We start from the raw sequence: 12,890 nt of genomic DNA, 5'->3' as shown, positions 1-12,890 counted from the left end.
TTTGCTTTATTGCAAATCAAAGGCAATATGAAAGAGGTCAACACATAAATTGAGAGGTAGTATCATGAGCGTCATCATGCATCATGCAGAAAATAAAACACCTGAAATCAGTTTTACTGATGCAGCTTTAAAACACGTAGTATCTTATTTACAAAAAAAACCTGGACATGCAGGAATCCGTCTGTCAGTAAAAAAAACAGGATGTTCGGGTTTATCCTATGTGGTAGATTATGTGTTGGCCCCACTTGAAGGGGATTTAATTCTCCCTTTAAATAAACAATACGTTGTCTGTGTTGATAAAGCCAGCTACCCATTTCTAAAAAAAATGGATGTTGATTATGTAAAGCAAGGATTAAATCATAAATTTGTATTTAATAATCCCAACCAGACAGGCCAATGTGGTTGTGGAGAAAGCTTTACTGTCGATTAATCACACCCCTACAAAACGAAGTATAACCGAAACCCCACACCAGCAGGGTTTCGGTTTAAATGGTGGTTCTGAGTAGTTATTTTCCTCAATGCTCTTTATCATTCGGATTTATTGACAACCTAATCTTGCTAACTTGTTGCACTTAAACCTATCTTCATTATCCAAAAGCCAAAATCATTTTAATAAAAATAGTAAAAAAATTCATATAAAATATAGAGTAATAACGAATCAAACCCATTAAACCCCCTGCTTTCTTAGCGGGAGAAGCCATCCTACGCAGCACTTATTAATAGAACTGCCTTTGTAACTCAGACCAGTCTGACTTTTAATCTCATCTCAATCAGTTCGGGAGCAGTACACAAAAATACCCTACTTACTTAAATCCTTGCCTTGCTCCAAAACTTAAAGGTAATTCGTCCGCCATAGCAGTACCAATATTTTTAGTGACGCGATCAAAAAGGTTTTGTTTATGAGTGTAATCAATAACTTCTGGAACATTAATAATTTCACGAGCCAATTGTCCACTGCTAGCATACCCATCAATTAAACCCATAGTCAAAGCTTGCTCACCAGTCCAAAAAAGCCCTGAAAAAGTTTCATCATCGATATGTAACCGGCTTCCTCTCCCCTCTTTCACACGGTTAATAAATTGTTGATGTACTATATCAAGCATCGTTTGTAACTTTTGCTTTTCAAAATCGGTTTGCGGAGAAAATGGATCTAAAAATCCTTTATTAACACCGGATGTTTGTAAGCGACGCGAAACCCCGATTTTACTCATCAAATCAACCACTCCAAACCCATTGTATAAAACGCCAATCGAACCAACCATACTTGCGGGGCTTGCATAAATAGCATCAGTAGCAACAGCTACATAATAAGCAGCAGAAGCACAGGCATCGACACAAACTGAATAAATTTTTATATCAGGGTGCTTTTTTTGATAATATTTTATGGTGTTATACATATATTCAGCCTGTACCGGACTACCGCCAGGACTGTTAATACGCACAATTAGTGCTTTTAATCCTGAGTTTTTATAAGCGGTATCAAGCCCCTTCGCAAAATCATCGGAGTTAGCAGGTTTTGCATCAGCCATTTCACCATTAATGTCAACAATGCCCACATGCGGCTTGGTATTGGTCCCCACTTCCTCATTTGAGCTTGCAGAAAATTGATAAACAATATAAGCAATAATTAATAAATAAATGACACGCATGAACCATTTCCATCTGCGCTTTCTTTTGGCTTCTTTCATATAATCAATGATGATTTGATTCAGTAAAGCTTGTGAATCCTGACTCGAATTAGAAGAAATATCATTTGTCATATTAAAATCACTTGAAATTATTTAATTAAGCCTCATTTTACGGTAGATAAAAGAAAATTAACACCCATTAAATAAGGTGAATCGTTATGAGAATGGATAAACTGACATCAAAGTTTCAAATCGCTTTAGCAGATGCACAGTCTCTCGCTTTAGGAAGAGATAATGGTTTTATAGAACCTGAACATTTAATGAAAGCGCTTTTGGATCAGGAGGGAGGCAGTTGTAGACCTTTGCTCAGCAAAGCTGGGGTGAATATCCCTCTTTTAAGAACGTTACTCGATCAGGCTTTGGATAAGCTTCCTAAAGTAGCGGGTATGGGAGGCGATATTCATATATCCAATGCGTTAAATCGTCTATTAAATCTTACGGACAAATTAGCACAACAAAAAAAAGATAACTTCATTTCTAGCGAGCTTTTCATTTTAGCTGCAATAAGTGAAGAAGGTGTTCTTTCTCGCATGCTCAAGCAAGTTGGCGGTGACGTTAAAGCTATAGAAAAAGCCATAAATGAGTTAAGAGGCGGGGAAACAGTGACCGATCCTAATGCTGAAGAACAGCGACAAGCACTTGAAAAATATACTCTGGATTTAACTGCACGTGCAGAACAAGGTAAATTAGATCCTGTCATAGGACGCGATGATGAGATTCGTAGAACGATTCAAGTACTGCAAAGACGCACCAAAAATAATCCTGTTTTGATAGGTGAGCCAGGAGTAGGTAAAACCGCTATCGTTGAAGGATTAGCGCAACGGATTATTAATGGCGAGGTTCCAGAAGGTCTAAAAAATAAACGATTACTTGCTCTGGATATGGGGGCATTAATCGCCGGAGCAAAATTTCGCGGTGAGTTTGAAGAGCGACTTAAAGCAGTGCTTAATGACTTAGCCAAACAAGAAGGTCAAATCATCCTCTTTATAGATGAACTCCACACTATGGTCGGCGCTGGAAAAGCAGAAGGGGCAATGGATGCAGGAAATATGCTTAAACCTGCTTTAGCTCGGGGTGAGCTGCACTGCATTGGTGCAACTACGTTAGACGAATACCGGCAATACATTGAAAAAGATGCGGCTTTAGAGCGGCGTTTTCAAAAAGTTTTAGTTGATGAACCGAGTGTTGAAGATACCATAGCCATTCTTCGTGGATTAAAAGAACGCTATGAGGTTCACCATGGCGTTGAAATTACCGATCCGGCAATTGTTGCAGCTGCTACTTTATCACACCGGTATATTACTGACAGACAGCTGCCTGATAAAGCAATTGATTTAATTGATGAAGCTGGAAGCTTAATCCGTATGGAAATCGATTCAAAGCCCGAAAGCATGGATAAATTAGAGCGACGTTTGATTCAATTAAAAATTGAACGTGAAGCACTCAAAAAAGAACATGATGAAGCCTCTAAAAAACGACTTGAGGATTTACAACATGCAATTGACGAATTAGAGCTCAATTATTCCGATTTGGAGGAAATATGGAAAGCTGAAAAAGCAACTATGCAAGGAGCAACTCAAATTAAAGAAGCGCTTGAACAGGCAAAACTTGAAATGGAAACTGCTCGACGAGCAGGTGATTTAAGTCGAATGTCCGAATTACAATACGGACGTATTCCAGAACTTGAAAAACGCTTAGCACAAGTAGCAACTGCAGAATCGCATGAAACCAAATTAGTCCGTAATAAAGTCACTGAGGATGAAGTTGCAGAAGTTGTTTCTAGGTGGACGGGTATCCCTGTTGCTAAAATGATGGAAGGCGAAAAAGAAAAATTACTAAAAATGGAGGAGGTATTGCATCATCGTCTCATAGGACAAAATGAAGCCATAGAAGCAGTATCTAACGCTATTCGCCGCTCACGTGCAGGCCTATCTGATCCTAATCGTCCAATTGGCTCATTTTTGTTTTTAGGACCAACCGGTGTCGGAAAAACAGAATTGTGTAAAGCCTTAGCCACATTTCTTTTTGATACAGAAGAGGCAATGGTGCGTATTGACATGTCTGAGTTTATGGAAAAACATTCTGTTGCTCGTCTCATTGGCGCACCTCCAGGCTATGTCGGTTATGAAGAAGGCGGCTACTTAACAGAAGCTGTACGTCGCAGACCCTATTCCGTCATTTTGCTCGATGAAGTAGAAAAAGCACATTCCGATGTGTTTAATATTCTTCTCCAAGTCATGGACGATGGCCGTTTAACTGACGGCCAAGGACGTACTGTAGACTTTCGCAATACCATTATTGTGATGACATCCAATCTTGGTTCCAATCTGATTCAGGAAATGGGTAATAAATTCAAATACGAGCAAATCAAAGATGCAGTAATGGAAATGGTCCGACAACATTTCCGTCCTGAGTTTATCAACCGAATTGATGATACCGTTGTCTTCCACGCCTTGGCCAAAGAGCAAATCGCAAAAATTGCTGCCATACAAATCAGCTATTTACAAAAACGCCTAAAACAACAAGACATCCATCTTGAGGTCACCCAAGAAGCGTTAACGCATTTAGCTGAAGCAGGATTTGACCCAGTATATGGTGCCAGACCTTTAAAGCGAACCATCCAGCAACAATTAGAAAATCCCCTGGCCCAAGCAATCTTAACTGGAAGATTTAAATCAGGTGAAACCATTGATGTAACTTATCAAGATGGTGAGATGGAGTTTACTGGTCACGAATAGATCATCCAATTAAATTAATGAATTGGTAGCCTGGATCCAGCATAGTGGAATCCAGGCCACAATGAATTGAATTAGTTTCGACTAAACCTCTTGCTTAGGTCACGAAAAGTTAAATTGAGGTGGCTCTGGAGCGTATTCCACTTTAACTTCTCTTTTTTCCTCGAGCACCTTCTTGAAGTCCCGAGTTTTTTCCGACAAATCGGATTCTTTAACTTTTGCTGCTATTCCCGTTCCTATGCTAGCCGCTGCCAGTGCCCCAGCTACAGCCATAGCAATAATAAACCCAAGACCTGTAGGAGCAAGAGCAAATGCTACTATTGTTGCAATAACAGCAAATACGCCACATGCCGCAGAGACTGCTTGCAACTTCTCAGATTTTGCTCCAACAAGCTCATCAGAAAGATAGGCAAGTTCGCACAGGGATTTTGATTTGGATTTAGGGTCTACATCAGGAGCTGCAGCATTTCTCGCATGTCCTACTAAACTATTCAATTTTTGACAATCTTGTAGTGTTATAGGTGAGTTCAATGCATCACTAATGGTGCTACACAGTGCATTTCTTGGTTGTTTTATGCCGTTATTTATCTCCATCTCGGCTAAAGATTTATTTCCATCGCGAATTTTTAGCTTATAAAGATCAATTAAATAAGACTCTATTGCAGTTCTCTTTTCAAGCTCATTCTCATTGCTCAATTCCAATAATTTTTCATTTATTATGGTATTAATAGTTTTTGTAAAACCTTTAAGAAAAGATTCTATTTGCTGACGTACTTCCTTACTTAACTCTTCTTTAAGCTGATTGACTTTGTTTTCTATGATTTGTTTAATTATATTATCTTTATTTTCATTCCCATTAAGGATTTGAACTACCGCTTGGCTACTTATTTTGCTCTTAGAAAGTACTTCAACACTCTCTTTATTTCCCATTTTTGAAAGATTGTGCTCAATGAATTCTTTCACTCTTTTAGCAGGTAAGTGAGTGTCGGAGTAGGATTGCGATATAAGTTCTGTAAAACTGAACTCACTAGCAACTTTCATTGCTTTCCAATGCTTCGCATCGGGACTCATTGAAGCTTCCCGAACTGCTACATAAAGAGGTTTCCAATCAGCTACTTCTTTTGGAATACTACCTTCGCCTGGTATTGAGGCTATTAATGTTGGACTTCCATAATTATAGATTTTATCTCTTCTTGTTACTGGAATAGGCAAAAAATGGTGTTTTTTTAACTCATCAAAAATTTCCATTTTTTTTGATGTATTATGTCCTTTAATCCCTTTAAGCTCCGGAAAAACCTCATCAAATTTAGAGGGGTCTAATCCCTTTATGTTTCTATTAAAGTCAGCGAAGTCCCAGTCTCCATTAGAAGCACGCCGATATATTTTAAATTTTTCCTCCTCACCTGGAATTTTAATTAGGATAGGAATATTGTGTTTTTTGGCTTCCGATATTGCATTCTTTGTTTCTTCACTTTCAAGATCTATTGTTGTGTGTGTTAGAAAATTAAGGAGATTCTCATTGGCTTGTTCTTGAGTTAATTGGGGTCCGGAATATCCCCTTAAGTTTAAGATTACATTCTTAGGAATTAATTCGGGATGCTCTTTAAAAAAATGTTCCATACTTTCGACGATATCTTTACGATCGTCGTAAAAATTAAATTCAATGATATCTTCAGGATTTTCCATGGCAGCATAATGCATTTGAGCCAGCGCCAAGGAGACTTTACTTTCATCATCCATTAACTCTAAAAATCCATCCTCATTAAATTTAGTTGATTTTATTCCCTCTTTATAACTCCCATTCTCATTTAAATATCCCTTCTCATTGAATTTTTCAAGCGTTTTTCCTGCCACAACCACATCACTCTCTAAATCCGGAAGCAGAAAAGGATTAAATGTTGCATTTTCTCCCAAGTCTTTAGCAATAGCGTCCATTCTCGGGTAAACGGAGCCAGGCGGATAGTCCGTGCCAGTTCCATTTTTAAAATCTATATAAGGTGATTGGCGATTAGAGCCAATAAAAAGAACTGTTTTATCTTTTGTTTTCAGAGAATCTAGAAATTCACGATTTGCCTCTAGATACGCTTTATTGGATTCTTCAAGTGTTCGTTCTTTAATCCAGTTTCTACCAAGATTAAAGCTTGATGCCTCGTTGCTATAACATCCATCAAAATCCAGAGAATGATAAACCACTTTATTCATATCCAAGAGCAGTGCGCCTCCAACTATGGGTCCCCACGATTGGTTTTTTCTAATTGCATCTCTCATGTTGTTATGCTGCTTTTCACGAGCTTCCCTGGTAGGATTCTGGATAAAAGCTTTTGTATCATTAAGGTATGTAGTTATTCTTTCCAAATCAGCTGTACTTAAATCACCATTATCTTTAAGCTTTTTAACAGCGCTTAAAAGGTTTCCAACTTTTGGATCGGTTTTTTCTAAATCCTCATAAGCCTTGTCGAAAAGCGTCTCAATATGTAATGCATTGACTCGAGCCTCTAAATCCTCATCCAATGGAACAAGTGAAATATTTTCTTCAACAAGTTGATATAATTCTTCGGCCTTTTCTTTAGATAACCCTTTTAAATTCTCTTCTTTTAATGCCCAGCTTAATGCATCTAAATAAGTTTTAAGAGCTTGTATCTTGCTTATTTCAAAAGAATCACCAAATGCATCAAACTTATTCTTCAGTGCTTGAGGAGCATTCTCATTCCCTCCATATACATTCATTAACTTCTGCATACGGGATCTTTGCTCTTCTTCATCTAAAGGTAAGGGTTTCTGCGCAAACTCACTAAGTCCATTAATGTTCACTAGTCTGCTTACTATTGTAAACTCAGCCCCCTCATTATTGAACCATGATATTTGCACTGTTGGATCTTTGTCTTTCTTAACTTTGTCCAACATTTGCTGACTATAACCCACAACTATTGCTTGTATAAAGAATCTTGCAAGTTGTTGAGGGTCATTATTTGCTCTTTCCAGCATAAGGCGATAGTTTTCTTTGTTATTGTGATTAATCGCGTTAATTATTCTGGGATTTAAACCCGTTTTATCTTCATTTAAAAGCTCAGGTAAAAGTTCATCCATTAAAGATTGCATATACACACCAATACAACTTGGTGCTTTTATATATTTTTTAAACTCATCATAAGAGAGTAAAGGAATTTTATATTCATCAAATATACGAGAAAGAGCAGCCTCTGTGTTTTTTGTTCTCTCTATGACCCTATACGGTTGATTGTCTGCTCCTTTTGGATCATAGGGCAACTTCAGATGGTTTTCTAAATTTAAAAGAAATTTTTTTTGAAAATCCTGTTTATATCTTTGAAAACCCTTATCGGTTACAGGACTTGTTTTATCAAACATACATATTCCTTTTAGCTTAAAATTAATTTTGCCTAACTAAAAAACGCTTTATAAATGAATAAAAATTACATATAACACCAATTATAATTCAAATACATTAAGCAAGTATTATCAGTCTTCCAATACAAAATACCGCGTTACCTCAAATTACCTGTTGCCTAAGGAAGGAAAGTGGCATGGGAGGATGGAGGATGGCATTATATTTAAAAACACAGCGCTTACGTTATCGCCAGGGTAATCGTGCTGTAAAAAAATGTATTTGGATGAATTTTGCGACATGCATGGTTATCATAGTAAATTGAGGCAATAGGTAATGAATAATACTATAGGACCTGTTGTTGAAAAAATGACCGTAGAAGGTTGAATCATCCAGTCTTAACCTCTCTATGAAAGCTCAATTTGAGATAAATTTCAGAACAGGTTTAAAATCGATTATTTACATACAGCTGTATTAACCGCGCTTCTAATCTTTTTTTCATTTCGGGCCATTCTTCTGCCAAAATACTAAATAAAACGGTATCCGTTACCTGACCATTATGATGAGTCATATGCTGGCGTAAAATACCCTCTTGTACTGCACCTAATTTCTTCAAGGTATTGTAATTTTTGATATTACAAGGATCCGTTGCAATCTGCGCACGGTTGATATGCCATTCTTCAAAAGCATTTTTAAATAACAGTAACAAAGATTCATGATTATAATGCATTCCCCATGTTGAGGGGGTAAGCCAACCATAACCTACTTCTAGTTTTTTATGCTGTAGTTCGATTTCATAATAGGCGCGACTGCCAATCAATTCATTATCTTTTAGTCTTCGTATCACATAAGTTAGCATTGTGCTTGCCGCTTGTTGTTGTAAACAATCCTGAAACCAACAATCGTAAAAGTCGCTATCCGCCCTACATGGCATATAAGTCCAAATTCGCACATCATTTGCCGGGTATCGTAAAAACTCATAATGATTCAGAGTAAGCGGTTCTAATTGAATCGTTTCACCACGAAGGGTTTTAAGCTCCAAGTCACTGATCTGTGGTTTTCTTTTAGGCATAATAGACACATCAAACATTCTTTCTTAAAGAAGATAAATAAATTATTTCCGTGTATAAATCAACTCTTAAAAATGCCAACCGCAATTGCGGTGTATTCATATTTCTGATGCAGATTTTCTTTCTATGATATTTTGTACCGGGTTTTTTTTATCATTATTTCATTTTATTGATGAAGATGTAGGATACAATTACTGTTACCAATCAATTTACTCCAAATATTTCCTAATAAACACATAGACTCCATGAGTTAATTCCTTTAAAAGTAAAACATATTTGAAAAATGTATATGATATATAAATACAACTCATTGTACAAAAATAAATCTAAAGATTAAATTAAAAATACGAAGTTAATTAGGGTTCATTAATGAATATACAAGAATATCTTGACCATTTAAGAAATGGTAATTTATTAAAAGTCAATAATATAGCTCAGGAAATTCAAGTCAAATATCAAAATATTGCTTGTGGATGCTACCTCCATTCAATGCAGGAGTTGCCTGACAATTATGGTGATGAATATACAGATGGCTTTATATATTGCCAGAATAAGCTTTACTATATTGGAACAGATAAAGTTGCAGCAGAAGTATCTAATTTCAATAAGAGTCAACTTGAGAGCACTCTCAATGAAATGGATCAACAGGCTTCTGGGTCATTGTATCTAACAGAAGAACAAGTTAATAAATTGGTACCTAATAAGGAAGGACTTAATACTCCTGATCCAATATTTAGTAAGTTAGGAGCAGATGACATTACCCCGCTTATAATTTATGAGCTGTGCAAAACCGATGTAACGGAAAAAGATCTTGATTTAATGAAGTTTTATGAAGAAATTATGTACGCGAGTTTCGAAAATTCGCAAGCAATGTTAAGTTGTATCGCTACTTTGCAAATAGCAATGAAATTTGCAGTAATTCTTAGAAAAGATTCAGATTACTGTACCCAATTAGATAGTGAAACTCAGCTAAATGATAAGAAGGCAATTCAAGCTTTTGTTGATAAAAGAGCTCCTTTTGCGCTAAAACTCAATTCATTGACTATGGAAAAAGATAAAGCGATTGCAGATCCAACAAGCTACTTAAAACAAAATATTGGGCAAATGAATTATAAAACGTTCTTCAATCTCCTAAATAATGTTACCTCGATGAGAAGAGATTGCGAGGGCAATAGGGATATATTTCAACTTCTGGATGTTCACTTCAACAACAAAATGCATGATAAATTATCTGCTCTTATAACAAGTAAAGAACGTATTAAAATAGACATATTCATTAAACAAGTTAGAGATGCTAAAACCATTGAACGTGTTGCCGAGGGTAAGACACTTTATGACTTGGCGCTCGAAAATGGACTGTTTGACGTTGCAAATACATTGAGCAAGAAACATACGGAATTAAAATGTAACGAAAAAATACCCAATAAAGAATATATAAAGGATTTAGCTTATTGTAAAAAAATTCAAGCTAAAACCGATTGCCTAAGAGCTTTGGGAGAAAAAATAATTTTAGATTCTGTTGCAATGAAGGAACCTATAAAGCTGCAAGGGAAATTTCTTGATTTAAAAGAAAAGAAAATAACCATAGATGAGTTAAAATCATTTTTAGAAAAAATAATGAGCTCTATAAAATTAATATGCTAGATTATAAGATAGCCAAAGCATTCGAAGTGATACAAAAAGCGCAGAATTTAGATAATCTCATCTTAAAATATCAACACACTCCCATAAGCTCTTCTAATAAAATAACCTTGGATGAGTTTAAAAAACAATCCACTGATATTTTGAATACCGAAAATCACCGTCCAGAAGATAGTTTTTTTACCAAAATCAAAGAAATTGTAAACTCTATCCGTATCAGCATTAATATTTACAGAACTGCACAGGATATTTCCAACCCCAGTTTAAATCAAAAGGAAATAAGGCGGGTTTTAAAGGAATATAGAGAACAACAAAGTGAATCGAATAATAATGAGAATACAATTCAATATTCCTTCTAAAACTCTGGGCTTTGTTTCTTCATTACATTCAACAAGAAAATCAATTTCGTAAACATCCCGGATCATGATGTCCGGGATTGTTTTTTGGAACCTAACAGGATAATGAGACTGAGCTTTCAGAACTTTCCAGAACTGCCTCTTTGGTCAACTCTTTTTCTGCTCGTGCCAAGAGCGTCTCCATTTTATCTCTGCCCCCAAAAAACTCACAATCTAAAACAACGCCTGGTTCATGTTCAAGAAATTGTTTGAGAAATCTAACTCCATTAAACATATCTTTTTTGCTTAATTCATCCAAAGAGCATTCAAGACCTAATGCTTTTTGCAAAATAAACAGCAAGTTGTCATCCAGTCCCCTTGGTTGCTGTAATAATAAGACATATCCGCCAAAAAGTTTATAACTGCATTTTTGATCATAACACTCCTTGATCTTGATCAACAAAGTGCTGTAATCGGTAGATTCAAGATTATCTTGAATCCATGGTGTGTAATATAAATCATATATTATATTTCTTGATTTTTCTGACTCAACATATTTAATAATACTGGCGTTAATTGCCTCATCATTTAATGCCCTAAAATTATTAAAATCCTTGTGATCTTTTGCCACCGCTTTGCACCATTTCTCTATATCTTTTTCAAGCTGCTGTCGCTCATTTTCAATTTGCTTTATTAGAGATTGGACAAAAGCAATTGCTTTAAACCGATGCAAAATCGCAGCACCACGTCTCGTTTGTTGCTCAATAATATCCTGCAAGTATTTTTGGAAATTTGTATCCTGAGCAAAATGAGGATATTTCATATAGCGAAGAACTTTTTCTTTGTCTTCGACAAACATATTGTCACGAAAGGCCTCTAATGCCCGTACAATTGTTACTACATCAAGAATCTTTAAGTCATCTTCTTTGAATTTCTTTTTAGGAATGTACTCTATTTCTTTAAATTGTAATGCTCTTCTTATCGCCAGGAACAATTTACAATTAGTGACATCACATGTACCAAAATAAGTCCAGGATGCATACCCATTGTAATCATCATACTCCTTGATTAGCCGAAAATAACGATGAATTAATGCTCCTAATAAAAACAAAGTACCTTGGGTAGTTTTTTCTTTATCTTCTTTAGGAATTTGCCGTAATTCATTAACTAATAAGTTAAATACTTCACGCTGACTTTCTCTATCCGTCTTACATTTTATTACTTCATTTGTTCTGGCTATTAATACTTCAAGGCTAGTTTGTTGCACTAAATCACTACTCCGTGCGTCAACCACTTTATATCTGCCTAATAAAGTAGAATATGCAGTATCCAGGTTAAGAGTATTGACTCTAAATGTCGCAAATGGTGGTGGGGTATAAGTCATACAACCTCCTTATTACATATTCAATCCCAAGGAACCCATGATCCCTCTATAAATCCCGTACAACGCTGAAGAACCATTATGAAACGATAAGTGTTTAGCCTCATGAATGTCTTTTTGAATTGTTACTCCTAATTGTGTATTTAATTCACTATATGTTTTTTCTTCACGTCTTTCATAAACAAAAGTGCAATAATAACTAAGATCACTCAGACACGAATCAAAGAACCTCTTATCTATCTCTTCAAGTGACTGTACCCCCAAATGACTGCGAAACAAATCAATCAAAGGTTGATGCAAATAACTGTTTATTATTGAGCTATATTGAAACCATTTTAACAAATAGATTCCAATAATAACTTTGGTTCTAAATTCATTGAACTCATCGAGAGTTAACTTAGGATCCCGTTTAACGTCTTTAACATAATTGAGTAACTCATAAGTCTCATCTAAACTCTGAGCTAGGAGACTTATTGTACCCGCATCATCCATGGCAGCATTATCAGGAATTAGTATTGAAAAAAAACTTAAACAGCCCGCATGTTGTCCATAAGTTCGTGCTAGACACATTGCTAATCGTTTTGCTTTTTGCTGAAACTTGGCAAACTGAGTCATTGCATCCCTCCTGCAAATAGTGACCCGCAAAACTGCAACGCGTCATTTATGTCCTAAAATGTAAACGCCTCCATTTTTTATA

The 12,890-nt window shown here is 36.0% G+C and carries 9 protein-coding genes; 4 read left to right on the top strand and 5 right to left on the bottom strand.

The window, feature by feature from the left end:
* Positions 1-64 precede the first annotated feature (64 nt).
* Positions 65-430 (top strand): HesB/IscA family protein, encoded by a 366-nt coding sequence (locus EL220_RS06925; RefSeq protein WP_027270164.1) that lies wholly within the window; start codon positions 65-67, stop codon positions 428-430.
* Positions 431-803: 373 nt separating this feature from the next.
* Here EL220_RS06925 and EL220_RS06920 read toward each other — a convergent pair whose 3' ends face one another.
* Positions 804-1,760 (bottom strand): S49 family peptidase, encoded by a 957-nt coding sequence (locus tag EL220_RS06920; RefSeq protein WP_027270165.1) that lies wholly within the window; start codon positions 1,758-1,760, stop codon positions 804-806.
* Positions 1,761-1,846: 86 nt separating this feature from the next.
* On the opposite strand from EL220_RS06920, the gene clpB reads away from it, so the two are divergent.
* Positions 1,847-4,426 carry an ATP-dependent chaperone ClpB gene (clpB, locus tag EL220_RS06915; protein WP_027270166.1) on the top strand — a complete coding sequence of 860 codons (2,580 nt, stop codon included), beginning with the start codon at positions 1,847-1,849 and terminating at the stop codon, positions 4,424-4,426.
* 99 nt (positions 4,427-4,525) lie between these two features.
* On the opposite strand, the gene EL220_RS06910 is transcribed toward clpB, so the two are convergent.
* Together EL220_RS06910 and EL220_RS06900 are read right to left on the bottom strand one after the other, a co-directional pair.
* Positions 4,526-7,789 carry a hypothetical protein gene (locus tag EL220_RS06910; protein WP_065236243.1) on the bottom strand — a complete coding sequence of 1,088 codons (3,264 nt, stop codon included), beginning with the start codon at positions 7,787-7,789 and terminating at the stop codon, positions 4,526-4,528.
* Between the two features lie 422 nt (positions 7,790-8,211).
* The gene (locus EL220_RS06900) at positions 8,212-8,838 is read right to left on the bottom strand and encodes a GNAT family N-acetyltransferase (RefSeq protein WP_027270167.1); all 627 of its coding nucleotides are present in this window, start codon (positions 8,836-8,838) and stop codon (positions 8,212-8,214) included.
* A 367-nt stretch (positions 8,839-9,205) separates the two neighbouring features.
* Between EL220_RS06900 and EL220_RS06895 the strand changes: the two genes are divergently transcribed.
* Positions 9,206-10,480 carry a hypothetical protein gene (locus EL220_RS06895; protein WP_128130849.1) on the top strand — a complete coding sequence of 425 codons (1,275 nt, stop codon included), beginning with the start codon at positions 9,206-9,208 and terminating at the stop codon, positions 10,478-10,480.
* Positions 10,474-10,836 carry a hypothetical protein gene (locus tag EL220_RS06890; RefSeq protein ID WP_232002678.1) on the top strand — a complete coding sequence of 121 codons (363 nt, stop codon included), beginning with the start codon at positions 10,474-10,476 and terminating at the stop codon, positions 10,834-10,836. Before EL220_RS06895 ends, EL220_RS06890 begins: the two co-directional genes overlap by 7 nt.
* Before the next feature lie 91 nt (positions 10,837-10,927).
* Here the strand turns inward: EL220_RS06890 and EL220_RS06885 are convergent, their stop codons facing one another.
* A complete protein-coding gene (locus tag EL220_RS06885; protein ID WP_027270169.1) occupies positions 10,928-12,196 on the bottom strand; it encodes a hypothetical protein in 1,269 nt (422 codons plus the stop codon).
* A gap of 12 nt (positions 12,197-12,208) precedes the next feature.
* Positions 12,209-12,808, bottom strand: coding sequence for a hypothetical protein (locus EL220_RS06880; RefSeq protein WP_027270170.1), 600 nt, complete (start codon positions 12,806-12,808; stop codon positions 12,209-12,211).
* Between the last annotated feature and the right edge of the window lie 82 nt (positions 12,809-12,890).

It is taken from the genome of Legionella sainthelensi (genome assembly GCF_900637685.1).
In the GTDB taxonomy this organism is placed as follows: Bacteria; Pseudomonadota; Gammaproteobacteria; order Legionellales; family Legionellaceae; genus Legionella; species Legionella sainthelensi.
This window is presented reverse-complemented; position numbering and strand designations above follow the sequence as displayed.

What these genes read in the sequence shown, in the direction of transcription:
- EL220_RS06910 (WP_065236243.1), bottom strand. Translation starts at nt 7,789, where the DNA reads ATGTTTGATAAAACAAGTCCTGTAACCGATAAGGGTTTTCAAAGATAT.
- EL220_RS06900 (WP_027270167.1), bottom strand. Translation starts at nt 8,838, where the DNA reads ATGCCTAAAAGAAAACCACAGATCAGTGACTTGGAGCTTAAAACCCTT.
- EL220_RS06890 (WP_232002678.1), top strand. Translation starts at nt 10,474, where the DNA reads ATGCTAGATTATAAGATAGCCAAAGCATTCGAAGTGATACAAAAAGCG.
- EL220_RS06920 (WP_027270165.1), bottom strand. Translation starts at nt 1,760, where the DNA reads ATGACAAATGATATTTCTTCTAATTCGAGTCAGGATTCACAAGCTTTA.
- EL220_RS06895 (WP_128130849.1), top strand. Translation starts at nt 9,206, where the DNA reads ATGAATATACAAGAATATCTTGACCATTTAAGAAATGGTAATTTATTA.
- clpB (WP_027270166.1), top strand. Translation starts at nt 1,847, where the DNA reads ATGAGAATGGATAAACTGACATCAAAGTTTCAAATCGCTTTAGCAGAT.
- EL220_RS06885 (WP_027270169.1), bottom strand. Translation starts at nt 12,196, where the DNA reads ATGACTTATACCCCACCACCATTTGCGACATTTAGAGTCAATACTCTT.
- EL220_RS06925 (WP_027270164.1), top strand. Translation starts at nt 65, where the DNA reads ATGAGCGTCATCATGCATCATGCAGAAAATAAAACACCTGAAATCAGT.
- EL220_RS06880 (WP_027270170.1), bottom strand. Translation starts at nt 12,808, where the DNA reads ATGACTCAGTTTGCCAAGTTTCAGCAAAAAGCAAAACGATTAGCAATG.